General features: G+C 74.7%; 22 protein-coding genes. 15 read left to right on the top strand and 7 right to left on the bottom strand.

What is annotated here, in order from left to right; translation table 11 throughout:
* Positions 1–5 precede the first annotated feature (5 nt).
* The 3 genes from RHODO2019_RS12510 to RHODO2019_RS12500 all read right to left on the bottom strand — a co-directional run bounded on the left by RHODO2019_RS12510 (position 6) and on the right by RHODO2019_RS12500 (position 3,286).
* A complete protein-coding gene (locus RHODO2019_RS12510; protein WP_265382106.1) occupies positions 6–1,496 on the bottom strand; it encodes a carboxylesterase/lipase family protein in 1,491 nt (496 codons plus the stop codon).
* 45 nt (positions 1,497–1,541) lie between these two features.
* On the bottom strand, positions 1,542–2,219 hold the full coding sequence (locus RHODO2019_RS12505; RefSeq protein ID WP_265384755.1) for a mycothiol-dependent nitroreductase Rv2466c family protein: 678 nt from the start codon (positions 2,217–2,219) through the stop codon (positions 1,542–1,544).
* 194 nt (positions 2,220–2,413) lie between these two features.
* On the bottom strand, positions 2,414–3,286 hold the full coding sequence (locus RHODO2019_RS12500; protein ID WP_265382105.1) for an oxidoreductase: 873 nt from the start codon (positions 3,284–3,286) through the stop codon (positions 2,414–2,416).
* Between the two features lie 207 nt (positions 3,287–3,493).
* On the opposite strand from RHODO2019_RS12500, the gene RHODO2019_RS12495 reads away from it, so the two are divergent.
* A complete protein-coding gene (locus tag RHODO2019_RS12495) occupies positions 3,494–3,997 on the top strand; it encodes a flavin reductase family protein (RefSeq protein ID WP_265382104.1) in 504 nt (167 codons plus the stop codon).
* Positions 3,998–4,099: 102 nt separating this feature from the next.
* On the opposite strand, the gene RHODO2019_RS12490 is transcribed toward RHODO2019_RS12495, so the two are convergent.
* Positions 4,100–4,627, bottom strand: a complete 528-nt coding sequence (locus RHODO2019_RS12490) for a GNAT family N-acetyltransferase (RefSeq protein ID WP_265382103.1) — start codon at positions 4,625–4,627, stop codon at positions 4,100–4,102.
* A 67-nt stretch (positions 4,628–4,694) separates the two neighbouring features.
* Here RHODO2019_RS12490 and RHODO2019_RS12485 point away from each other — a divergent pair, with 67 nt between their 5' ends.
* Positions 4,695–5,690 carry an ABC transporter ATP-binding protein gene (locus RHODO2019_RS12485; RefSeq protein WP_265382102.1) on the top strand — a complete coding sequence of 332 codons (996 nt, stop codon included), beginning with the start codon at positions 4,695–4,697 and terminating at the stop codon, positions 5,688–5,690.
* Positions 5,687–6,484: an ABC transporter permease gene (locus RHODO2019_RS12480; RefSeq protein WP_265382101.1), complete on the top strand. Its 798-nt coding sequence runs from the start codon at positions 5,687–5,689 to the stop codon at positions 6,482–6,484. The genes RHODO2019_RS12485 and RHODO2019_RS12480 overlap by 4 nt, the downstream gene beginning before the upstream one ends.
* Positions 6,485–6,555: 71 nt before the next feature.
* Here RHODO2019_RS12480 and RHODO2019_RS12475 read toward each other — a convergent pair whose 3' ends face one another.
* Complete coding sequence (locus RHODO2019_RS12475) at positions 6,556–7,533, bottom strand: cytochrome c oxidase assembly protein (RefSeq protein ID WP_265382100.1); 978 nt, start codon at positions 7,531–7,533, stop codon at positions 6,556–6,558.
* A 106-nt stretch (positions 7,534–7,639) separates the two neighbouring features.
* Between RHODO2019_RS12475 and RHODO2019_RS12470 the strand changes: the two genes are divergently transcribed.
* Both RHODO2019_RS12470 and RHODO2019_RS12465 read left to right on the top strand, forming a co-directional pair.
* Positions 7,640–8,074: a MarR family winged helix-turn-helix transcriptional regulator gene (locus RHODO2019_RS12470; RefSeq protein WP_265382099.1), complete on the top strand. Its 435-nt coding sequence runs from the start codon at positions 7,640–7,642 to the stop codon at positions 8,072–8,074.
* The gene (locus RHODO2019_RS12465; protein WP_265382098.1) at positions 8,074–9,345 is read left to right on the top strand and encodes a mannosyltransferase; all 1,272 of its coding nucleotides are present in this window, start codon (positions 8,074–8,076) and stop codon (positions 9,343–9,345) included. Before RHODO2019_RS12470 ends, RHODO2019_RS12465 begins: the two co-directional genes overlap by 1 nt.
* Here the strand turns inward: RHODO2019_RS12465 and RHODO2019_RS12460 are convergent.
* A complete protein-coding gene (locus tag RHODO2019_RS12460; protein WP_265382097.1) occupies positions 9,320–9,610 on the bottom strand; it encodes a 4a-hydroxytetrahydrobiopterin dehydratase in 291 nt (96 codons plus the stop codon). The genes RHODO2019_RS12465 and RHODO2019_RS12460 overlap by 26 nt on opposite strands.
* Positions 9,611–9,785: 175 nt before the next feature.
* On the opposite strand from RHODO2019_RS12460, the gene RHODO2019_RS12455 reads away from it, so the two are divergent.
* Genes RHODO2019_RS12455 through RHODO2019_RS19355 form a run of 4 tightly spaced genes read left to right on the top strand, consistent with a single transcriptional unit; the run spans position 9,786 to position 14,250 of the window.
* Positions 9,786–10,835, top strand: coding sequence for a thiamine ABC transporter substrate-binding protein (locus RHODO2019_RS12455; protein ID WP_265382096.1), 1,050 nt, complete (start codon positions 9,786–9,788; stop codon positions 10,833–10,835).
* 7 nt (positions 10,836–10,842) lie between these two features.
* Complete coding sequence (locus RHODO2019_RS12450) at positions 10,843–12,459, top strand: ABC transporter permease (protein ID WP_354005533.1); 1,617 nt, start codon at positions 10,843–10,845, stop codon at positions 12,457–12,459.
* Positions 12,459–13,463 (top strand): ABC transporter ATP-binding protein, encoded by a 1,005-nt coding sequence (locus RHODO2019_RS12445; protein WP_265382095.1) that lies wholly within the window; start codon positions 12,459–12,461, stop codon positions 13,461–13,463. The genes RHODO2019_RS12450 and RHODO2019_RS12445 overlap by 1 nt, the downstream gene beginning before the upstream one ends.
* 22 nt (positions 13,464–13,485) lie before the next feature.
* On the top strand, positions 13,486–14,250 hold the full coding sequence (locus RHODO2019_RS19355; protein WP_354005532.1) for a (deoxy)nucleoside triphosphate pyrophosphohydrolase: 765 nt from the start codon (positions 13,486–13,488) through the stop codon (positions 14,248–14,250).
* Positions 14,251–14,254: 4 nt separating this feature from the next.
* Here RHODO2019_RS19355 and RHODO2019_RS12435 read toward each other — a convergent pair whose 3' ends face one another.
* Positions 14,255–14,401 (bottom strand): hypothetical protein, encoded by a 147-nt coding sequence (locus tag RHODO2019_RS12435; RefSeq protein WP_265382094.1) that lies wholly within the window; start codon positions 14,399–14,401, stop codon positions 14,255–14,257.
* A 228-nt stretch (positions 14,402–14,629) separates the two neighbouring features.
* On the opposite strand from RHODO2019_RS12435, the gene typA reads away from it, so the two are divergent.
* From typA to RHODO2019_RS12405, 6 genes are all read left to right on the top strand, one after another.
* Entirely contained in the window at positions 14,630–16,555 is a 1,926-nt protein-coding gene (gene typA, locus RHODO2019_RS12430; RefSeq protein WP_265382093.1) for a translational GTPase TypA, read from the top strand.
* A 154-nt stretch (positions 16,556–16,709) separates the two neighbouring features.
* On the top strand, positions 16,710–18,509 hold the full coding sequence (locus tag RHODO2019_RS12425) for an ABC transporter family substrate-binding protein (protein ID WP_265382092.1): 1,800 nt from the start codon (positions 16,710–16,712) through the stop codon (positions 18,507–18,509).
* The gene (mshB, locus tag RHODO2019_RS12420; protein ID WP_265382091.1) at positions 18,506–19,393 is read left to right on the top strand and encodes an N-acetyl-1-D-myo-inositol-2-amino-2-deoxy-alpha-D-glucopyranoside deacetylase; all 888 of its coding nucleotides are present in this window, start codon (positions 18,506–18,508) and stop codon (positions 19,391–19,393) included. Before RHODO2019_RS12425 ends, mshB begins: the two co-directional genes overlap by 4 nt.
* A complete protein-coding gene (locus RHODO2019_RS12415; RefSeq protein ID WP_265382090.1) occupies positions 19,390–19,809 on the top strand; it encodes a hypothetical protein in 420 nt (139 codons plus the stop codon). Before mshB ends, RHODO2019_RS12415 begins: the two co-directional genes overlap by 4 nt.
* The gene (locus tag RHODO2019_RS12410; protein ID WP_265382089.1) at positions 19,806–22,364 is read left to right on the top strand and encodes a bifunctional FO biosynthesis protein CofGH; all 2,559 of its coding nucleotides are present in this window, start codon (positions 19,806–19,808) and stop codon (positions 22,362–22,364) included. Before RHODO2019_RS12415 ends, RHODO2019_RS12410 begins: the two co-directional genes overlap by 4 nt.
* Positions 22,365–22,446: 82 nt before the next feature.
* Entirely contained in the window at positions 22,447–23,265 is an 819-nt protein-coding gene (locus tag RHODO2019_RS12405) for a hypothetical protein (RefSeq protein WP_265382088.1), read from the top strand.
* Positions 23,266–23,283 lie beyond the last annotated feature (18 nt).

The following is a 23,283-nucleotide window of genomic DNA, read 5'->3' as shown; positions in this document are numbered from 1 at the left end:
GGGGCCTACCGGATCCCGTCCCAGGTCCGCCGCTCGTCACCGTCCGGGTCGTCGACGACGGTGACCCGCTCGGTGAGGACGCCGGTGGTCCGGGTGAGCGCGGTGTACGGCGCCCAGCCCGGGTCGCCGGTGCTGATGAACGCGACCCAGGTCCCGTGGACGGTGTCGGCGACCTCCTGCGACGGCGCGTCACCGACGAGCGCGTGCGCCTGCTCTAGCCCGGTGGTGCCGAACACGAAGGCGATCTCCGCCGCGTGGCAGGCGCCGAAGCCGTGGTTGTCGGCCGGGGACGGCCGGTCGAAGCGGTAGGCCCACGTCGTGCCGCCCCCGGTCTCCCGGGCCTCGGCGTGCCGGACGGCCGGCACCGCGAAGAACCAGTCCGTGACCACCGAGGCCAGCACGTCCCCCGGTGAGGCGTCCGGCCGGTTGCGGCGGTAGACCTCGAGGCCCTCGGGCGGCAACCCGTAGGCCGCGGCACCACCGGCCAGGGTCGGCTCGTCGACGTACCCGATCGTCCCGGGCGCAACCAGGAACAGCCGGGCCTCCTCCCGGTTGGAGCCGGCCAGGACGCGGACGTCCGCGGCGGCCCCGGCGGCGAAGGCGTCCAGCGGGTGCTGCGGCAGCACGGTGCCGTCGACCACCGGCGCGAAGGGCAGCAGGCTCAGGGCGAGCGAGCCCCACTTCTGCGGGTCGGGCGCGGTCTGCACCTCCACGACGAGGCCCGCGGCGGCCGCGACCAGGGCGGGGATCTCCACGGCCGCGAGAGCCTCCCGGGTGGGCTCCACCCCCAGGGCTGCGGCCAGCGTCCGGGTGACCGTGAGCCCCTGCTCGGGGGTGAGGGTGTGGGCGGCCGCTCCGGACTGCGTGACGGCCTGGGTGAACAGCCCCCGGGCCGAGGGCATCGCCAGCAGCGTCGTCACGCTCATCGCGCCGGCCGACTCCCCGGCCACGGTCACCCGCGCCGGGTCACCCCCGAAGGCGGCGATGTTGTCCCGCACCCAGCGCAGCGCGGCCACCTGGTCCTGCAGCCCCAGGTTCGCGGTTCCGGCCGCGGCGTCCTGCTCCGTGAACAGGAAGCCCTCGGCCGCGAGCCGGTAGTTGATGGTCACGCACACCACGCCGTCGCGCGCGAAGGCGGAGCCGTCGTACTCCAGCACCGAGCCGGAGCCGTTCATGAATGAGCCGCCGTGGATCCACACCAGCACGGGCAGGTCACCCGCGGCACCGCTCGGCGTCCACACGTTGAGGTTCAGGCACTCGGGCCCCGCGATCACCTGCTCGGTGAGCAGCCGCTGGTACTGCGGCGGGTAGTCACCCTTGGGCACGGTGGCGCCGAAGGCCGACGCGTCCCGCACGCCCTCCCACGGCGTCACCGGTGCCGGCGGCGCCATCCGCTGCTCGCCGAACGGCGCCGCCGCGTAGGGCAGGCCCAGGTAGCGGGCGACCCCGCCGTCCTCGGTACCGCGGACACGACCTCCGGTGACCTGCACGTCCATGGCTGCAGGGTGGTCCCAGTCACAGCACCGGTCAAGCGGACCGGGTCACCCGCGGTCGGCGGCCTGCCGGCGGCTGCCCCCGTGCCAGTCCTCGGTGGTCCCCGCCTCCTCCTCGGAGACCCCGAGCGCCCGCAGCTGCGGCAGCTCGCGCAGGCTGCGCTTGAGCTCGGCGAACCCGGGGAACGACGCCAGCCCCACGACGTGGTCCCACAGCTGCGCGGCCTCGGCGTCGCTGGGCAGCCGGCTGATCACGGGGCCGAAGAACGCGACACCCGTCGGCGGCTGGAAGTGCAGGATGGGGGTGCCCACGTCCTTGCCGGTCAGGCTCAGCGCCTCGTCGGTCTCGGCCTGGATCTCCACGTCGCGACCGGTGTCCTCGAGAGCGTCCGCGAGCGTGGCGGGCAGGCCCAGCGCCTCGAGGACGGGCCGGACGAACTCCGGCCGGCCCCGACCGGCGCCGTCCTCGGTCTGCTCCGGCGGCAGGTCGAAGATCTTCCCGCTGACCGCCTGGTAGAACCGGCCCACGGCCTCGCGCCCGTGCTGCTCGCGGACCGCGGAGGCAACCCGCAGCAGCCGCAGCCCCGCGGTGTGCCCGTCCTCGTAGCCGACGGGGAAGTGCGCGTCGTAGTCGAGGTGGGCGTTGAGCAGCCGCAGCGAGATGAACCGCCAGTCCACGGTGTAGTCCCGCTGGGCCTGCACCTGGCGCACCCACTTGCTCGTCATCCAGGCGAACGGGCACACCGGGTCGAAGTAGAAGTGGATGTCGGCCGGGGTCTCGGAGGTCGTCACACCTCGACGGTAGCCGCTCCCGGGAAGTGTGTGCGGCGCGAAGGACCGGTCGTTGGCGTGGCTGACGAGCACGCCGTGATGGTGTTCGGCTCCGCCGGCCGCGCACGCGGCCGCCGGCACGCTGCTGCTCAGGCCAGGGCGTCGAGCTCGGTCACGTCGTCGAGCTCGGTCACGTCCTGCGGGCCCAGCACGAGGCTCGTCGCGGCGATGTTCTCCTCCAGGTGCGCCACCGACGACGTGCCCGGGATGAGCAGGATCGCCGGGGACCGCTGCAGCAGCCAGGCCAGCGCCACCTGCATCGGGGTGGCGTCCAGCCGGGTGGCCACGGCGGTGAGCCCGTCGTGCTGCAGGGGGCTGAAACCGCCCAGCGGGAAGAACGGCACGAACGCGACCCCGAGCTCGGCGCAGTGGTCGACCAGGGCGTCGTGCTCGCGCAGCACCAGGTTGTACGAGTTCTGCACGCACGCCACCGGGCCCAGCGCCAGCGCCTCGTCGAGCTGCGCGGCCGAGACGTTGCTCACGCCGAGCTGGGCGACGAGACCCTGCTCCTGGAGCTCGCGCAGCACCGTGAACGGCTCCTCCAGCGAGCCGGTCCAGCTGTCGGGCAGACGCAGGTTCACCGCGCCGAGCTGCTCCACGCCGAGGTGGTGCAGGTTGTCGTGCACGCCGGTGACGAGCTCCTCGCGGGTCATGGCGGACGGCCAGCCGCCGTCGGCGTCGCGCCGCGCCCCGACCTTGGTGACCAGGGTGAGCCCGTCGAAGGGGTGCAGGGCCTCACGGAGCACCTCGTTGGTGACGTGCGGGCCGTAGAAGTCGCTGGTGTCGACGTGGTCCACGCCGAGCTCCACGGCCCGTCGGAGCACGGCCACCGCGGCGTCGCGGTCCGCAGGCGGGCCGAAGACGTGCGGGCCGGCGAGCTGCATGGCGCCGTAGCCCATGCGGTGGACCTCCGTGGTGCCGAGCGCGGCGGTGCCGCCGGCGGAGACGTGGGGTGCGGTCATCCATCCATCGTCGCGCGATCGCACGATCGGTGCACCGCTGGGGCGCGTGCGTGCGGAGCAGAGCCTCACGGCCGTGCCGGTCGCGACGGCGGAGGTCACCGAGTCCCCGTCCGTCGAGTCCCCGTCCGTCGAGTCCCGGGCTTCGAGGCACGGCTGTTCGGTCGCCGCTGAGCGGGCCGGACCCCGCCCGTGGGGGAGGATGAGCCGGTGAGCACCGAGGCCGAGCCCCTGGACCCGTTGACCCTGCGCAGCGCCTTCGCGCAGTTCCCCACGGGCGTGGTGTCGCTGTGCGCGGAGGTCGACGGCAGCCCGGTGGGGCTCACGGCCAGCACGTTCGTCCCCGTCTCCCTCGACCCGCCGCTGGTGGCGTTCTGCGTGCAGAACACCTCGGCCACGTGGCCCCGGCTCACCGGCCGGCCGCGCATCGGGGTCAGCGTGCTGGGGGAGTCCCACGAGGCGGCCGCCCGCAGCCTGGCCTCCAAGACCGGCGACCGGTTCGCGGGGCTCACCCTGCACACCACCGCCGAGGGGGCCGTGCTCCTCGACGGCGCCTCGGCCTGGCTGGAGTGCTCGGTGCAGCAGGAGGTGCCCGCCGGTGACCACGCCGTGGTGCTGCTGCGCGTGCACGGCCTGCAGACCACGCCCGACGTGGCCCCGCTCGTGTTCCACGGCAGCGCCTTCCGCAGCCTGCTGCCCGTCGAGACCGCCTGACCGGGCCGCAGCGGCAGGCACCGCCCCCGGGTGGGCCACCGTCAGCGGGCCGGCGCCGCGCCGGTCCGACCGCCCACCCCGGTGGCGTCCCGAGGTCAGGCGTCAGACCAGGGGCTTGGACAGCACCGCGAACTCCAGGTCCGCGCGCTGCGGCACCCCGAAGCGGACGTCGTCGGCGGGGAACGGGCGGGTGTCCCCGGTCCACGTCCAGCCGCGCCGCTCGTAGTAGGCCACCAGCTCCGTGCGCTGGCGGATGACGGTCATCTCCAGCGTGGTGGCCCCCAGCTCCTCGGCGGCCACCCGCTCGGCCTCCGCCAGCACCGTGGAGCCGACGCCGCCGCCCTGCCGCCCGGGTCGCACCGCGAACATGCCGAAGTACGCGGTGCCGCCCGCCCGCGGCTCCAGGTGGCAGCACGCGAGCAGACCACCGTCGACGTCCTCCAGCACGAGCACCCGTCCGCGGGGGTCGGCGACCACCCGGCCCACCTCGTCGGCGTCGGTGCGCTGGCCGTGCAGCAGGTCCGCCTCGGTGGTCCAGCCGGCGCGGCTGCTGTCACCGCGGTAGGCGGACTCGACCAGGGCGACGAGCACGGCGACGTCGTCGACGCGGGCGCGGCGCAGGGTGGTCACCGGTGCAGTCTGGCCGACGACGGTCGGACCCCGGCGCTACGGTCGCACCGACAAGAGGAGAGCCACCGTGAGCACCGCCGCCGTCGAGGTCCGGGACCTGGTCAAGCGCTACCCCAAGCGGCCCGTCAACGCCGTGGACGGGCTCTCGTTCGCCGTGGCGCCGGGGGAGGTCTTCGGCCTGCTCGGCCCCAACGGCGCGGGCAAGACCACCACCATCGGGGTGCTCACCACCCGTGTGGTGCCCACCTCCGGGGTCGCCCGCACCGGGGGCGTCGACGTGGCGGCCGACCCGGCCGGGGCCCGCATGCGCCTCGGCGTCGTCCCGCAGCGCTCGAACCTCGACCGGTCGCTGACCGCCCGGCAGAACCTCGTCTTCCACGCCGCGTACCACGGGGTGCCGCGGGAGGAGCGGGCTGCACGGGCCGACGCCCTGCTCGAGCAGCTGGGCCTCGGGGACCGCGGTGGGGACAAGGTGGACAGCTACTCCGGTGGGCTCGCCCAGCGGCTGCTCATCGCCCGGGCGCTGATGCACTCCCCCCAGGTCCTCTTCCTCGACGAGCCCAGCACCGGGCTCGACCCGCAGGCCCGGCTGTTCGTCTGGGACCAGGTCCGCTCGCTGCGCGAGAGCGGGGTGACGGTGGTGCTCACCACGCACGACATGGAGGAGGCCGCCCAGCTCTCCGACCGGGTGGGCATCGTGGACCACGGGAAGCTGCTGGCGCTGGGCACCCCCGCCGAGCTCACCCGCACCCTGCAGGGCCGCGGCACCCTCGACCTCACCGCCAGCTACACCGAGCGCGACACCGGCGCGGGGGTTGTGGCCGCCCTGGCCGGGCTCGAGGGGGTGCAGCGCGCGGAGCCCGTGGGCGCCTCCGGGGACCAGGACGCCCCCGGACCGGGGCAGGTGCGGGTGCGCCTGGCCCTGGACGGGGAGCCCGCGGCGGCCGTGGCCCCGGTGAGCACCCTGCTCGCCGCGCGCGGGGGGCGGCTCGGGGCCGTGGACCTGGGCGAGCCGAGCCTGCAGGACGTGTTCATCCACCTCACCGGACGGGACCTCCGATGACCACCGCCACCACCGCCACGCGCCCGCCCGTCCGTCGTGCCTTCCTCGCGCTGCTCTGGCGCGACGTGTTCGTCACCGGTCGCGAGCTGCCCAGCTTCCTAGCCCAGGTGGTGCTGCAGCCGCTGTTCCTGCTGTTCGTCTTCGGCAAGGTGCTCGGCCAGCTCGGCTACACCCAGGGCGGCTACGCCCAGGTCCTGCTGCCCGGCATCATCGCGTTCACCGCGTTCCTCACGGCGCTGCAGACCACGGCGCTGCCGCTGGTCATCGACTTCTCCTTCACCAAGGAGATCGAGGACCGGCTGCTCGCCCCGCTGCCCACCACCCTGGTGGCCCTCGAGAAGATGGTGTTCTCCACGGTGCGGGCGCTCATCGCGGCGGTGATCATGTTCCCGCTGGGCCTGCTGGTGCTCGGCTCGGTGTCCATCACCTGGGCGGGGGTGCCCGCCGTCGCGCTGTTCCTCGTGCTGGGCTCGCTGGTGGGTGCTGCGGGCGGGCTCACCCTGGGCACCAGCGTCACGGCGTCGAAGATCAACATCGTCTTCGCGCTGGTCCTGACGCCGCTGCTGTTCACCGGTTCCACCCAGTTCCCCTGGCGCGGGCTGACCGAGCTGCGGTGGTTCCAGGTGGTGTGCGCGATGAACCCGCTCACCTACGTCAGCGAGGGCGTGCGCGGGACGATGGTGCCCGGCGTCGCCCACATCCCGGCCTGGGTGTGCCTGCTGGCCCTGCTCGCCTTCGGCGTGCTGCTCACCGTCACCGGAGTACGGGGCTTCCGCCGCCGCGCCCTGGACTGACGAGCGCGGCGGTCCGCGACGGCCGCCGGGGAGCTGGCCCTGCCGGTACGGCGGTGACGACCCGGCCGGGCTCACCGCTTCCGGAAGCGCTCCGCGAGGTTCTCGTCGGTCTCCCACCACAGCCCCGGCGTCGAGGCCGGCTCGGAGCCGTCGACCGGCGCGCGGAGCACCGCCACCAGCTCCTCGCGGTCCAGCTCGTCGTCGACCACCCGGGCCTGGCGCTCGTCGTCGCGCATCCACCGCAGGAACAGCACGAACAGGAACGGCAGCCCCGCGACGTCCCCGCCGAGCCACAGCACCCCGGCCCCGACGGCCTGGTCGATGTACGCACTCGGCCCCCACGGTCGGGCCAGCGCCAGGTAGTAGGCCGGCGCGACCGCAGGACCCAGCCACAGCGTCACGCCCAGCGCGCCGTCGGCCACGGCCTCGGTGAGGCTGATCGCGAACGACACCACGTGCGAGCCGCCGCGCGGGGTCGGGTCCAGCTGCACCCGCGTCCAGAAGTACAGGAACCCTCCGCCGACGAGCACCAGCCGCGCCCCGAACCCCACCGCCGCGTGCCGCAGCGACTGCTCGTACAGCGGCGACAGGTACAGCACGATCAACGGCCCCACCAGCACGAGGGTCATGACCAGCGGGAACGTCAGGAACCGCAGCACGCGCCCCCGGCCCCAGGCCCGCAGCCGCACGGCCAAGGGCCCGGGGACCGCGGCGAGCGCGAGCGTCAGCGGCGCCCCCAGCGCCAGCAGCAGCGGCACCACCATCAGCGCGACCATGTTCTGCGTCGCCCGCACCCAGAACAGGACGTCGGAGTAGACGCCCAGGAACGAGCACCCCAGCAGGCCCAGCAGCACCACCCCGGCCGTGAAGGCCACCACCCGGTTCACCGGCCACGTCCCGCCGGACTCCCGGACCCGCCGCACGCCCAGCGCGTACGCACCCCCGAGCAGGAGCACCAGCAGCACGGTCGGCACGTCCACCGTCCACTCGGTGAACACCCGGGCGGGCGTCAGCTCAGGGGGGCCGGTGTACGAGGCGGCGAGCAGCACGGCACCAGTGTGCGCCCGGCGGCCCGACCCGGTGCCCCGGGTGTTCGAGACCACGGTGGGCGGGCTGTCGGGAGCCCGTCCCCAGCACTGCACCTAGGCTTGCACGATGACCGGGAACCGGCCCCACGACCTCGTGGAGCACGAGATGGCTGTGCTGTTCCGCCGGGCACGCTCGTTCTCCGGGGAGATGGCCAAGGAGGTCCACCCGGGCCTGGAGCCCGCGGCGTACGCGCTGCTGCTCCGCGTGGACGAGGTCGGCGAGGTCCGGTTGACCGACCTGGCCAGCTACTACGGCATCGGCAAGCCCACCGCGAGCCGCCAGATCGCGCTGCTCACGGGTCTGGGCCTGGTGGGGCGGGTGGAGGACAGCGCCGACCGCCGCTCCGCCAAGATCTCGATGACCGCGGACGGCACCGCCCGCCTCGCCCGGGCCCGCGTCGCCCGCAGGGCACGGTTCGGGAGCCTGCTCGACGGCTGGGACGACGCCGACACCCGCCGGTTCGGCGAGCTGCTCGCCCAGTTCAACCGGATGCAGGACTGATGACCGGTCCCGTCGTGGCGCCGGTGCCGCTCGGGGTCGCCGAGCGTGCGGTCCGTCTCGGCGCCCCGCTGCTGCTGCTGGTCTCGGTGCTGGGCCGGATGGCCGCCACCTTCGGCATCTCCAGCGGGTTGGACCTGGTCGACCTGCGGGTCTACTCCTACGGTGCGGCCAGCCTGGGCAGCGGCGGGCTCTACACGTTCACCTACTCCGACCTGACGCCGGACTTCCCGCTGCCGTTCACCTACCCCCCGTTCGCCGCGATGCTCATGGTGCCGCTGCACTGGGTGCCGTCGTTCACCGTGCTCGCCGTGCTCTGGCAGCTCGCCACCATGGCGGCCCTCTACGGAGTGGTCCGGCTGAGCCTGCGGATGCTGGTGGGCGAGCAGTGCTCCACGCCGGGCTGGCAGCGCCTCGCCCTGGTGTGGACGGCCGTGGGCGTGTGGCTGGAGCCCGTGCGGACCACCCTCACCTTCGGCCAGGTGAACGTGTTCCTGGTGCTCGGCGTTCTGCTGGCGGTGACCAACCAGCGGTGGTGGGTCACCGGCGGGCTCGTGGGGCTGCTCGCCGGGGTCAAGCTCACCCCCGCCATCACCGGTCTGTACCTGCTGGGACGGCGCAACGTCCGCGCCGCCGTGTTCTCCGCCGCGGCCTTCGCGGGCACCGTGGTGCTCAGCTTCGTCCTCGTGCCGTCCGAGGCCCGCACCTACTTCTTCGACGTGGGCACCGACGCGAGCCGTGTGGGTCCGGTGGGCTCGGCCATCAACCAGTCGCTGCGCGGGGCGCTGAGCCGCCTGCTCGGTCACGACGTGGGGACGGGGCCCGCGTGGCTCGTCGCGGTTGCGGTCGCCGGCGCGATCGCCGCCCTGGCGTGGTGGCGCCTGGACCGCAGCGACCGGCTCGGCCAGCTCCTCGTGGTCCAGCTGCTCGGCCTGCTCGCCTCGCCCATCTCCTGGAGCCACCACTGGGTGTGGTTCGTCCCGGTGGCGCTGTGGCTGGTGCACGGTCCGCTGGGCCGGACGCTGGCCTCGCGCGTGCTGGCCACCGTGCTGCTGGTGGTGCTCGCGGCGGACGTCATCAGCCTGATGCTCGCCCTGCAGCCCAGCATCTGGGACTTCTCGCGCCCGTTCGCGCTGGCGGTGACCGGGACCGTCTACCCGGCGCTCGCGGGGGCCGTCCTGCTGCTGATGGTGCGCGGGGACACCGAGCGGCGGACGGCTCCGCCGCCGGCCGCTCGGGTCCGGGAGCTCAGCCCGCAGCCAGCAGCGCGCTGATCTCCGCGGCCAGGCGCACGTCCAGCGCGGTGATGCCGCCCTCGCTGTGGGTGGCGCAGCGGAAGGTCAGCGTGCACCAGCGGATGTCGATGTCGGGGTGGTGGTCCATCCCCTCGGCCACCTCGCCCACCCGGGTGACCAGGGCGATCGCGGCGGGAAAGCTCGGCGCCTGGGCCGTGCGCACCAGGCTCGGGCCGTCGAGCTCCCAGCCCGGGAGCCCGGCCAGGGCGTCAGCGGTCTCGGTCGTCGTCAGCAGCGTGGTCATCGCACCAGGCTAGTGTTCGCACCGATACAGACACGGGAGCCCTTCTCCGCCCCTCCGGCGGCGCGGGGCTGAGAGGGTGGGCGCGCAGCCCCCGACCGTCGAACCTGATCCGGGTCATGCTGGTGGAGGAACGTCTGGTGCCTGCGCGCCTGCCCGTGACCAACGGGAGAGCACTGTGCGTACACCCATCCTCGCCACGGCCGCGCTGCTGGCCCTCAGCCTCAGCGCCTGCTCGCTGGGTGGTGGGGGTGGGCAGCAGGCGTCGTCGGGCCCCGGCCGCGTGACCCTGCTGACCCACGACTCCTTCGCGCTGTCCGACGGGGTGCTCGCGGACTTCACCCGGCAGACCGGGATCGCCGTGGACCTGCGCACCGGGGGCGACGCCGGGGCGCTGACCAACCAGCTGGTGCTGACCAAGGACGCGCCGGTGGCCGACGTGGCCTACGGGGTGGACAACAGCTTCGCCTCCCGCGCGCTGGAGGCGGGGGTGTTCGCGCCGTACACCTCGCCGGCGGCCTCGGGTGGCGCCGACCAGCACGCCGTGCCGGGCAGCGACGCGCTGACCGCCGTCGACGTCAGCGACGTGTGCGTCAACATCGACACCCGCTACTTCGCGGCGCGGGGCCTGCCCGAGCCGGTGACCCTCGACGACCTGGCCAAGCCCGAGTACGCGGGTCTCACCGAGGTGGAGAACCCCGCCACCTCCTCGCCCGGGCTGGCCTTCCTGCTCGCGACCGTGGCGGAGTACGGCCCCGACGGGTGGCAGGACTACTGGACGAAGCTGCGGGGCAACGGTGTCGCGGTGGCCGACGGCTGGACCCAGGCCTACACCGTGGACTTCTCCGGCTCCTCCGGCGGCGGTCCCAGGCCGATCGTCGTCTCCTACGCCTCCTCGCCGCCCGCGGAGAGCGTCGACGGCGCCGCCCCGCCCACCAAGGCCCTGCTGGACACCTGCTTCCGGCAGGTCGAGTACGCCGGCGTGCTGACGGGGGCGAAGAACCCCACCGGGGCGAAGGCGCTGGTGGACTTCCTGCTCAGCGCCGAGGTCCAGGCCGACGTGCCCGGCCAGATGTACGTCTACCCGGTGCAGACCGGGACGCCGCTGCCCGCCGACTGGGCCTCCTACGCCCCCGTGCCCACCGCGCCGCTCTCGGTGGACCCGCAGCAGATCGCCGACAACCGGGACGCCTGGACGCAGACGTGGCGCACGATCGTCCAGGGGTGAGCAGCCCGTGCTGAGCCGCCGGCTGCCGCTCCTGCTGGGGGCGGTGCCGATGGTGTTCCTCGCCGTGTTCTTCGCCTGGCCGGTGGCGGCGATCCTGCGTCGCGGGCTGCTCGACGACGCCGGCGGGTGGGACCCGGTCGGGGCCCTGCGGGTGCTGGGGCGGGCCGACGTGCTGCACCTGGCCGCGTTCACCCTCGGCCAGGCCGCGGCCTCGACGGTGCTGACCCTGGCCGTCGGCATGCCCGTGGCCTGGCTGCTGGCGCGGGTGGACCTGCCCGGGCGCACCCTGCTGCGCGTGCTGGTGACGGTGCCGTTCGTGCTGCCGACGGTGGTGGTGGGGGTCGCGTTCCGGGTGCTGCTCGTGGACGGCGGCCCGCTGGGGTGGTTGCACCTGGACGGGACGGTGTGGGCGATCCTGCTCGCGCACGCCTTCTTCAACACCGCCGTGGTCGCCCGGACCGTCGGCGGGCTGTGGAGCCACCTCGACCCGCGCGCCGAGCAGGCCGCCCGCAGCCTGGGCGCCTCCCCGCTCCGCGCCTTCACCTCGGTGACCCTGCCCGCGCTCGCCCCTGCCGTGGCCTCGGCTGCGTCGGTGGTGTTCCTGTTCTGCGCCACCAGCTTCGGTGTGGTGCTGGTGCTCGGTGGCAGCCGCTACCGCACCCTGGAGACCGAGGTCTACACCCGCACCGTGGACTACCTGGACCTGCGCACGGCCGCCGCGCTGAGCCTGCTGCAGCTCGTGGTGGTGCTGGCCGCCCTGGCGGTGGGCGCCCGGGCCCGGCGCCGCCGGGAGACGGCGCTCTCGCTGCGGCCCACGGCCTCCACCGCCCGCCGCCCGCGCGGGCGCACCTGGTTCGGGGTGGTCGGGGCGCTGGTGGTCGTCGTCGGGCTGCTCGGGGTGCCGCCGCTGGTGCTCGTGCTGCGCTCGTTCTCCGTGGTCGGCTGGAGCCTGGACGCCTACCGCGGGCTCGGGGTCTCCCGCAACGGCGCCACCGGGCTCGACGCGCTGAGCACCTCCCTGCGCACGGCCACCGACGCCACCGTGATCTCGGTGGTGATGGGCCTGCTCGCCGCGGTGGCGCTGGCCCGGGCCCACGGCCGGCTGGGCTCGCTGGCCGACGGAGCCCTCATGCTGCCGCTGGGGGTGAGCGCGGTGACCGTCGGCTTCGGCTTCCTCATCACCCTGGGCTCGCTGCCCGGCGACCTGCGCACCTCCCCGCTGCTCGTGCCGATCGCGCAGGCCCTGGTGGCCACCCCGCTCGTGGTCCGAACCCTGCTGCCGGCGCTGCGCTCGGTGGACGAGCGGCTGCGCCAGGCGGCGGCCGTGCTCGGGGCCTCGCCGCTGCGGGTGTGGCGCGAGGTGGACCTGCCGCTGGTGGCGCGGGCCGTCGCCGCGGCCACCGGGTTCGCCTACGTGGTGAGCCTGGGGGAGTTCGGTGCGACCACGTTCCTCGCCCGCCCGGACCGGCCGACGCTGCCGGTGCTCGTGGGCACCCTCATCTCCCGGCCCGGTGCGGAGAACACGGCCACCGCGCTGGCCGCCGCCACCGTGCTGGTGGTGGCCACCGCCGCCGTCGTCGCGGTCGTGGAGAGCGTCCGCGTCGGCGAGCTGGGGGAGTTCTAGTGCTGGGCCTGGAGCAGGTCACCGTCCGGTACGGGTCCACCACGGCGGTGGACGAGGTGTCCCTGGAGGTCGGCGGGGACGCGCAGGTGGTGGCCCTGCTCGGCCCGTCCGGCTGCGGGAAGTCGACGCTGCTCCGAGCCGTGGCCGGGCTCGAGCCGCTGACGTCGGGCCGCGTGCTGCTCGACGGGGCGGACCTCGCGCGCACGCCCACCCACCGCCGCGGCTTCGGGCTCGTCTTCCAGGACGGCCAGCTGTTCCCGCACCGCGACGTGGCCGCGAACGTGGCCTTCGGCCTCCGGATGGCGCGCTGGGACCGCAGGGCACGGCAGGACCGGGTGGCCGAGCTCCTGGAGCTGGTCGGCCTGGCCGGGCTCGGGGCCCGTCGCCCGGGCGAGCTCTCCGGTGGGCAGGCCCAGCGGGTGGCCCTGGCCCGGGCCCTGGCCCCGCGGCCCCGGCTGCTGCTGCTCGACGAGCCGCTCTCGGCCTTGGACCGCGAGCTGCGCGACCGGCTCACCGTCGACCTCGCCGCCGTGCTCCGCGCCACCGGCACCCCCGCGCTCGTGGTCACCCACGACCACGCCGAGGCCGCCGCGCTGGCCCAGCGGGTGGCCGTGATGGACGACGGGGTGCTGCGCCAGGTTGCTCCGCCCCGCGAGCTGTGGCGCCGCCCCGCCGACGCGCGGGTGGCGGCGTTCCTCGGCTTCGGGCTCGTGGTCGACGCCCACGTCCGGGCCGGGGTGGCCACCTGCGCGCTCGGCGCGGTGGCGGTGGACGCCCCGGACGGCCCCGCGCGGCTCGGCCTGCGGGCGGAGTCGGTGGTGCTGCGGCCGGCCGGGGTGGCTGCCGACGTCCTCGCCGCCACCCCGCAGCCCGACGGCTCGTCCCGGCTGCGGCTGCGCCTGGGTGCGCTCGAGCTCGACGCGGTGGCCGACGAGCCGCCGGCGCCCGGTGCGCAGGTCCGGGTGGGGCTGGTGCCACGGCGGGTGGCCGTGCTGGCCGGGTGAGCGCGCGAGGACACTGGTCCCCGTGCCCGCCTACCGTGCCACCGCTCTCGTCGACGCACCCGTGGCCTCCGTGGCCGGGGCGCTGCGCTCGGTGGACGTGCTGCGCCGGGTCCACGGCGTCGACGTCCCGGCGCGCCCGGAGGGTCTGCTGCAGGCCCAGGACGTGGTGCGGCTGCGCGGGCTCGCCCTGCGCGTCACCCGCGCCGGGCTCGACGGGATGGCCGCGCAGCGGCAGAGCGGGGTGCGGCCGCTGACGGGCTGCACGAGCACCCTCGTGGCCACCGGGGCGGGGGTGCTGCTCACCACCGAGCTGCGCTGGGCGGCACCGCTGGGCCGCCGCGGGGTGGTCGGCGCCCTGGAGCGCTGGACGCAGGCGGTGGCCGCCGAGGCCGTGCGGCTGCGCGACGCCCGCGAGGTGGTGGCCGGGGCCGTGGTGCGGCAGGGGCACCTGCTGCTCGCCCGGCGCACCTGGCCCGTGGCGCTGGCGGGGCGGTGGGAGCTGCCGGGCGGTGGCGTCGACGAGGGGGAGACCCCGGTGGCCGCGCTGGCCCGCGAGCTGGAGGAGGAGCTCGGCCTCACCGTGCGGGTGGACGAGCAGCTCGGGGCCGACGTGGGGCTGCCGGGCGGGCGGGTGCTGCGGGCGCGCTGGGCCGAGCTGGTCGAGGGCGAGCCCCAGCTGCGGGAGCACTCCGCGGTGCGCTGGGTGGACGCCCACGGGCTGGTGTCGGCGGACCTCGTCCCGGCCGACCGGGCCTGGACGGCCGAGCTGGCCGCGCGGCTGGCCTGACGGCTCAGGCCGCGCGGGCCAGCTTCGTGGCCTTCTTCAGCTTCTTGCCCGAGACGCCGGCGTCCTTGAGCTTGGCCACCCGCAGCAGGACCACGGGGCACGACGAGCACCGTGGCGTGTCCCGGCAGCACTTCTTCTTGGCCTTTCCCATGCAGGTGAGCCTAACCTAGGTATCCGGGTGTGGGCAGGTCGACACCCGCGCGACCACGGACGTGCGGCGGCGCCGGGTAGTCTTCTCGTGGCCGCTGCACCTGTGCGGCACGCTTCCGCGCGTCCGCGGGGGCGCGCCCAGGAACGGTCACCCGACCCCGCACCCCGGGACTCTCCCACGAGGAGCGCTCCCGCGCGGGTACCAGCGAAGCTCAGGAGACCCGTCCCAGTGAGTGCCCCCACCACGACCGCCCGCACCGTGTTCCGCAACGTCGCCATCGTCGCGCACGTCGACCACGGCAAGACCACCCTGGTCGACGCCATGCTCCGCCAGTCCGGCGCCTTCGCCGAGCGGGCCGAGCTCGTCGACCGGGTGATGGACTCCGGCGACCTGGAGCGCGAGAAGGGCATCACCATCCTCGCCAAGAACACGGCGGTGCGGCGCAGCACCCCCGACGGCGACGTGGTCATCAACGTCATCGACACCCCGGGCCACGCCGACTTCGGTGGTGAGGTCGAGCGCGGGCTGAGCATGGTCGACGCCGTCGTCCTGCTCGTCGACGCCTCCGAGGGCCCGCTCCCGCAGACCCGCTTCGTGCTCCGCAAGGCCCTGGCGTCCTCGCTGCCGGTCATCCTGGTCGTGAACAAGACCGACCGGCCGGACGCGCGCATCACCGAGGTCGTCGAGGAGGTCCACGACCTGCTGCTCGACCTGGCCAGCGACCTGGAGAACGAGGCCGCCCACGCCGCCGAGCTCGCCCTGGACCTGCCCGTCATCTACGCCTCCGCCCGCGCGGGCAAGGCCAGCCGCGTGCAGCCCGCCGACGGCGAGGTGCCCGACGCCGAGGACCTCCAGGAGCTGTTCGACCTGCTCATGGAGTACGTGCCGGCCCCCAAGGGCGACCACGACTCCCCGCTGCAGGCCCACGTCACCAACCTCGACGCCTCCAGCTTCCTGGGCCGCCTCGCGCTGGTCCGCATCCACGCCGGCGAGCTCCGCAAGGGCCAGCAGGTCGCCTGGATGCACGACGACGGCACCGGTGAGATCACCACCACCAAGGTCAAGATCACCGAGCTGCTGCGCACCGAGGGCGTTGCGCGCGTGCCTGCCGAGTACGGCGAGGCGGGCGACATCCTGGCCATCGCCGGCATCCCGGAGATCATGATCGGCGACACCCTGGCCGACGTCGACTCCCCCGTCGCGCTGCCCCGGATCACCGTCGACGAGCCCGCCATCTCGGTCACCGTCGGCATCAACACCTCCCCGATGGCCGGCCGCAACGGCGGCACCAAGCTCACCGCCCGGCTGCTCAAGAGCCGCCTGGACGCCGAGCTCGTCGGCAACGTCTCGCTCCGGGTGCTGCCCACCGAGCGCCCCGACACCTGGGAGGTGCAGGGCCGCGGCGAGCTGGCCCTGGCCATCCTGGTCGAGCAGATGCGCCGCGAGGGCTTCGAGCTCACCGTCGGCAAGCCCCAGGTGGTCACCCGCCTGGTCGACGGGAAGGTGCACGAGCCCTACGAGCACCTCACCATCGACGTCCCGGAGGAGCACCTGGGTGCGGTGACCCAGCTCCTGGCCGCCCGCAAGGGCCGCATGGAGGAGATGGTCAACCACGGCACCGGCTGGGTGCGGATGGAGTTCATCGTCCCCGCGCGCGGGCTCATCGGCTTCCGCACCACGTTCCTCACCGACACCCGCGGCACCGGCATCGCCAACACGTACTCGGCGGGCTACGACGCCTGGGCCGGCGAGATCCGCAGCCGGCACTCCGGGTCGCTGGTCTCCGACCGGGTCGGCTCCATCACCCCGTTCGCCATGATCCAGCTGGCCGACCGCGGCACGTTCTTCGTCGAGCCGGGTGCGGCCACCTACGCCGGGCACGTCGTCGGCGAGAGCCCGCGCTCGGAGGACCTCGACATCAACGTGTGCCGGGAGAAGAAGCTCACCAACATGCGGCAGTCCTCGGCCGACGTGATGGAGACCCTGGCGCGACCGAAGGTGCTGGGCCTGGAGGGTGCGCTCGAGTTCTGCAACGTCGACGAGTGCGTCGAGGTCGGCCCCGACGTCGTCCGCGTCCGCAAGCTCGTGCTCGACCCCACCGAGCGCGGCCGGGAGAAGTCCCGCGCCAAGGCCCGCGACAAGGCCGTCGGCTGATCGCGGCCTGAGCACCACCCGACGACCCCGGTCACCGACCGGGGTCGTCGGGCGTCCGGGGCCCGGGACGTCCGTGGCACGATGGATAACGTGCCGGGTGAACCGGCGCCGGACGCGGCCGGACGGGCCCTGGCGACGAGGGCGGAGGATCGGGGTGCGGGTGCGCGGGTCCGGTGCTCTCGTCGCCCTCGGGGTCGTGGCCGTCCTCGCGGGCTGCACCGCGAACCCGGCTCCGGTGGTGAGCACCACGCAGACGGCCACCGCCACCCCGGCGCCCACCACGCCCGCGACCACCTCGGTCGTGGTGGCGGTGGACGACCTCGGCACCGGGTTCAACCCGCACCTGCTGGCCGACCAGTCGCCGGTGGGCACCGCCGTCGCGAACCTGGTCCTGCCCAGCGCGTTCCGGCCGTCGTCGGCGAGCTCCGGCTGGACCGTGGACACCTCGCTGGTCACGTCCGCGAAGGTCACCTCGACCGCGCCGTTCACCGTCACCTACGTGCTGCGCGACGAGGCGCAGTGGTCCGACGGCGCCCCGGTGGCGGCCGAGGACTTCCGCTACCTGTGGCAGCAGATGTCCACCCAGCCCGGCGTGGTCGACCCCGCCGGCTACGGGCTCGTGGACGACGTGCAGTCCTCCGGCGGCGGCAAGACCGTCACCGTGACCTTCTCCTCGATGTACCCGGCGTGGCGCCAGCTGTTCACCGGGCTGCTGCCCTCGCACCTGCTCAAGGACTCCCCGGGCGGGTTCAGCGGTGCGCTGGACGACAGACTCACCCTGTCGGCCTCCCGCTTCTCGGTGGCCTCGGTCGACCGCGACCGCGGTGAGGTCCTGCTGCAGCGCAACGACCGGTTCTGGGACGCACCCGCCGCGCTCGACCAGATCCTGCTCCGGCGCGACGGCACGGCCGGGCAGCTGGGCGAGTCGCTGCGCACCGGCGACGCGCAGGTGGCCATGATCCGCGCGAACGTGGCCACCCGCAGCCAGGTGCGCGGGGTCCCCGGGCTCTCCACGACCGACGTGGCCCAGCCGACGGTGATGCAGGTAGCAGTGGACACCCAGGACCCGAGGCTGGCCGACGCCGGGGTTCGGCGTGGTCTGCTCGGCCTGCTGAACCAGGACGTGCTCACCACCATCGGGACCGGGCTCGACGCCACCACCGACCCCACCGTCGGCCGGGCTCGCGCCCAGGTGCTGGCCCCCTCCCAGCCGGGCTACCGGGCCACCGAGCCCACCCCCCTCACCGTGACGCAGGCCCGCGGCCTGCTGGCCGCCGGTGGCTACACCTTCTCCGGCGGCCACTACCGCCAGGGCGCGACGGACCTCTCGCTGGTCCTCGGGGCGGACAAGGCCGACCCTGTCGCCACAGCCGTGGCGCAGGCCGCCGCCGACCAGCTCACGGTGGCCGGGGTGGACGCCACCGTCTCGCCGCTGCCCTCGGCCGCGCTCTACGGCACCGCGCTCCCGTCGGGGACGGTGGACCTGGTGGTCGGCCGGGCCGCGGTCGGCGGCGACCTCGCCACGACCCTGGTCTCCCGGTTCGCCTGCCCCACCACCGGTGCCTCGCAGCCCACCACCGGTGCCTCGCAGCCCACCACCGGTGCCTCGCAGCCCACCACCGGCGCCCCGCAGCCCACCACCGGTGCCTCGCAGCCCACCACCTCGGCGTCCACCGACACGCCCGCCCCGGCGGTCCGCGCGGGCAACGTGTCCGGGCTCTGCGACCCGCAGATCGACTCCCAGGTGCGGCAGGCCCTGACCGGGGCCGCCAGCGCCACCGACGTGGCTGCCGGGCTCGAGCCGCTGCTGTGGAACCAGGGCGCCGTCCTGCCGCTGTACCAGGACTCGGTGCTGTTCGCGGTGCGCTCCGACGTGGTGGGGGTCAACCCGCCCGGGCCGCTGCTGGGCGGTCCGCTCGCGGGCGCGGCCGCGTGGACGAAGGCCGGCTCGTGAGTGAGCGTCCCCGCCTGCTGCTCGTGCACGCCCACCCCGACGACGAGACCATCACCACCGGCGGCACCATCGCCGTCCACGTCGCGGCCGGGGCCGAGGTCACGGTGCTCACGTGCACCCTGGGCGAGGAGGGCGAGGTCATCGGGTCGCGCTGGGCGGGGCTGGTGGCCGGGGCGGGCAACTCCCTCGGCGGCTACCGCATCTCGGAGCTCGCCACCGCCCTGGCGCACCTGGGCGTGACCGGGGGGCCCCGCTTCCTCGGCGGAGCGGGGCGCTGGCGCGACTCGGGCATGGCCGGCACCCCGGCCGCCCTGCACCCGCGCAGCTTCGTCCAGGCCCGCGACGACGCGGTCGAGCAGGCGATGGTGTCCGTGCTGCGGGAGCTGCGCCCGCACGTCGTGGTCGCCTACGACCCCGCCGGCAGCTACGGCCACCCCGACCACGTGCGCGTGCACCGGGTGACCACCGCGGCCGTGGCCCGCGCCGGCGATCCGGCGGCCTTCCCGGGCACGGGCGAGCCGTGGTCGGTCGCGAAGGTCTACTGGACCGTGGTCGAGCGCACTGCCCTGGTCGAGGGCCTCGCCGCACTGGGAGAGCTGCCGCCGGGCTGGCGGCTGCCGGCGGACGGCGAGCTCCCCAGCGAGCCCGACGAGCGGGTGGACGCCGTCGTCGACGTCCGTCCGGTGCTCGCCGCCAAGCTCGCCGCGCTCGCCGCGCACGCCACCCAGGTGACCGTGGCCCCGGGTGGGCACGCCTTCGCCCTGTCCAACGACGTGGCGCAGCCGGTGCTCGCCGAGGAGCACTACGTGCTGGCCCACGGTCGCGCGGGCGAGCTCGGGCCCGACGGCCGCGAGCACGACCTGTTCGCCGGGGTGGACCTGTGACCGGTCCCGAGCACACCAGCCACGCCCGGCGGGAGGTCCAGCTGCCGGCCGTGGTCGAGGTGGTGGCGCTCGTGGCGCTGGCCGTGCTCGTGGCGGTGCTGGAGGTGCTGTTCCTGCCCGTGCACCTGGGCACCCTGTCCGTGCCGGTGGGGGCGATCGCGGCTGCGGTGACCAACCCCGTGCTCGTCGCGGCCGCGGGCGAGCGCACCACCCGGACGACGGTGGCGGCCGCACCGCTGGGGGCCTGGGTGCTGACCGTGCTCCTGCTCACGTTCCCCGGCCCCGGGGGTGACGTCCTGCTGCTCAACGACTGGCGTGCGCTGGTGCTGCTGGTCCTCGGCGTGGTGCCCGCCGCGCTCCTGCTGGGGCGCCACGTGGGGCGCGCGGCCGTGCAGCGGGCACAATCGACGCGGTGACCGATCTCCCCGATCCCGTCCTGCCCACCCCGGTCGCGCTGCGTCCGTCGGAGTCGGCGCTGCGTCGGGCCCTGCGCCGCGCGGCCGACGGGGTGACCCTCGACGCGACCGAGGCGGAGACCCTGCTGCACGCCCGCGGCGAGCAGCTCGACGCCCTGTGCGCGGCCGCCGCCCGGGTGCGCGACTCCGGGCTGGCCGCCGCCGGTCGCCCCGGGACGGTCACCTACTCCCGCAAGGTGTTCATCCCGCTGACCCGGCTGTGCCGCGACCGCTGTCACTACTGCACGTTCGTCACCGCCCCCGGCCCGCTGGCCGCCGCCGGGCACGGCATGTTCCTCGACCCGGACGAGGTCGTGGAGATCGCCCGCGCCGGCGCCGCCCTGGGCTGCAAGGAGGCGCTGTTCACCCTGGGCGACCGCCCCGAGGAGCGCTGGCCGCAGGCCCGGGAGTGGCTGGAGAGCCGCGGGTACGACTCCACGCTGGCCTACGTGCGGGCGATGAGCATCCGGGTGCTGGAGGAGACCGGCCTGCTGCCGCACCTCAACCCGGGAGTCATGAGCTGGGAGGAGATCACCCGCCTCAAGCCGGTGGCCCCGTCCATGGGGATGATGCTGGAGACCACCAGCCTGCGTCTGCACGAGACCCCCGGCGCGTGCCACTTCGGCAGCCCCGACAAGCACCCCGACGTGCGCCTGCGCACCCTCACCGACGCCGGGCGCCTCAGCGTCCCGTTCACCACCGGGATCCTGGTGGGCATCGGGGAGACCCTGGCCGAGCGGGTCGACTCGGTGCTCGCGATCCGCCGGGTGCACAAGGCCTTCGGGCACGTGCAGGAGGTGATCGTGCAGAACTTCCGGGCCAAGGACGGCACCGCCATGCGCGCCGCCCCGGACGCGGACCTCGACGACTACCGCGCCACCATCGCCGTGACCCGGCTGCTGCTGGGCCCGCAGGTGCGCGTGCAGGCCCCGCCGAACCTGGTGGACCTCCAGGAGTGCGCGCTGCTGCTCGGCGCGGGCGTGGACGACTTCGGCGGCGTGAGCCCGCTGACCCCGGACCACGTCAACCCCGAGCGTCCCTGGCCGCAGCTCGAGGCCCTGGCGGCCGTCACCGCGGCGGCGGGGTTCACCCTCACCGAGCGCACCGCCGCGCAGCCGGAGTACGTGCGCGCCGGATCGCCGTGGATCGACCCCCGGATCGCCGCACACGTGGCGGCCCTGGCCCGGGAGGACGGCCTGGCCGAGCCCGGTGCGGTGCCCGTCGGTCTGCCGTGGCAGGAGCCGGACGCCGAGTGGGTGTCCTCGGGGCGCACCGACCTCGCCACGGCGATCGACACCGACGGTCGGAACACCGAGACCCGGTCGGACCTGGGCAGCGCGTTCGGGGACTGGGAGTCCGTCCGGGAGCAGGTGCGCTCGCTGTCGGCGCCCGCGGTGCTCGGCGGGGACGTGGCGCAGGCGCTGCGGGCGGCGGCGGTGGACCCGGCGGGGCTGTCCGACCGGCAGTACCTCGCGCTGGCCGAGGCGGAGGGTCCCGCGCTCGAGGCGCTGTGCGCGCTGGCCGACGACCTGCGTCGCGACGTCAACGGCGACGAGGTCACCTACGTCGTCAACCGGAACATCAACTTCACCAACATCTGCTACACCGGCTGCCGCTTCTGCGCCTTCGCCCAGCGCAAGGGGGATGCCGACGCCTTCACCCTGAGCCTGACGGAGGTGGCCGACCGGGCGGAGCAGGCGTGGGCGCTGGGCGCCACCGAGGTCTGCATGCAGGGCGGCATCGACCCGGACATCCCGGCCACCGGGTACGCCGACCTGGTGCGGGCGGTCAAGGCCCGGGTGCCGGACATGCACGTGCACGCCTTCTCGCCCATGGAGGTGGTCAGCGGGGCCGCGCACGGCGGGGTCAGCATCCGCGAGTGGCTCACCGAGCTGCGCGCGGCAGGGCTGGACACCATCCCCGGCACGGCCGCGGAGATCCTCGACGACGAGGTCCGCTGGGTGCTCACCAAGGGCAAGCTGCCCACCGCGTCGTGGATCGAGGTGGTCACCACCGCGCACGAGGTGGGGCTGCGCTCCTCCTCCACGATGATGTACGGCCACGTGGACCACCCGCGGCACTGGGTCGCCCACCTCAGGGTGCTGCGCGAGATCCAGTCCCGCACCGGCGGGTTCACCGAGTTCGTGCCGCTGCCCTTCGTGCACACCTCCTCGCCGCTGTACCTGGCGGGTGCCGCCCGCCCGGGCCCCAGCCAGCGGGACAACCGCGCGGTGCACGCCCTGGCGCGGGTGCTGCTGCACGGCAGCATCGACCACGTGCAGACCTCGTGGGTGAAGCTGGGCACCGAGGGGACCCGGGCCATGCTCACCGGCGGCGCCGACGACCTGGGTGGCACCCTCATGGAGGAGACCATCAGCCGGATGGCGGGCTCCCAGCACGGCTCGGCCAAGACGGTGGCCGAGCTCACCGAGATCGCGGCCGGCATCGGTCGACCGCTGCGTGAGAGGACGACGACCTACGGGATCCCTGCGGTGCACGCGTCACCCGCAGCCTGAGCACCCGCCACCTGAGCACCCGCCACCTGAGCACTCGCCGTCCGCGGACGACGCGCTCGCAACCGTCCAGAGGAGGACCCCCGTGGCCCAGGCCATCACCGATGCCCACGTCGTCAGCGTCCTGAAGGTGGTCGTCCGCGGCAGCGGGCCCGTGCTCGACGCGCTCACCCGCACCGACCCGTTCGGCTGGAAGCAGCGCACCCGGGAGCCCCGCGTCGTCGAGGTCCCGCACGAGGCCGCCAACGTGGTGGTCCGGCTCAAGGACAAGGCGGTGCACGCCGCCGTCGAGGGCTTCCACAACACCGAGTACCCGGGCACGGCGGCCTGGGAGCGGATGGACGTGCGGGCCCGCAGCGACTGGTGGGTCAACCGCATCGGCCGCTTCACCACGCTGCTGGTGTCCATCCCCGGGCTCGGCGGGATCGTGGCCGACCGCTTCCCCGTGCAGGACACCCTGGGCGCCGCCAGCCAGGCCATGGTGCTGTGCGCGGTGGCGCGCGAGCACGGCGTCACCGACGAGGGCGACCAGGTGCGGATGCTCGCGCAGGTGCTCAGCCGCCGGACCGTCAGCCGCGAGCTGGTGGCGAGCACGGCCGAGCGCAGCGAGCAGACCCTCGACGCCGAGGGCGTGCGGGCCGAGCCGGGCCGGGGGCGTTCCTCGGTGGTCACCGCGGGCCGGGCGCTGTGGCGCTACGGCCGGGTGCTGCGCTCCATCCTCGGCGAGCTGGACAAGCGACCGCAGGGCGGGTTCGTCAGCGGCATGGTCGGCAAGCTGCCCGTGGTGGGCATCGCCGGGGACTACCTCAGCGAGCGCTCCGCCCTGAAGAAGGCCGTCCGGCAGGGCGAGGAGTGGATGCGCACGCACGCCCACGCCCCGGATGCCCCCAAGACCCTGCACTGAGCGCAGGCCCACACCACC

It is taken from the genome of Rhodococcus antarcticus (assembly GCF_026153295.1).
Taxonomy (GTDB): Bacteria; Actinomycetota; Actinomycetes; order Mycobacteriales; family Mycobacteriaceae; genus Rhodococcus_D; species Rhodococcus_D antarcticus.
The sequence above is the reverse complement of the archived record's forward strand: the minus strand, read 5'-3'. Positions and strand labels throughout refer to the sequence as shown.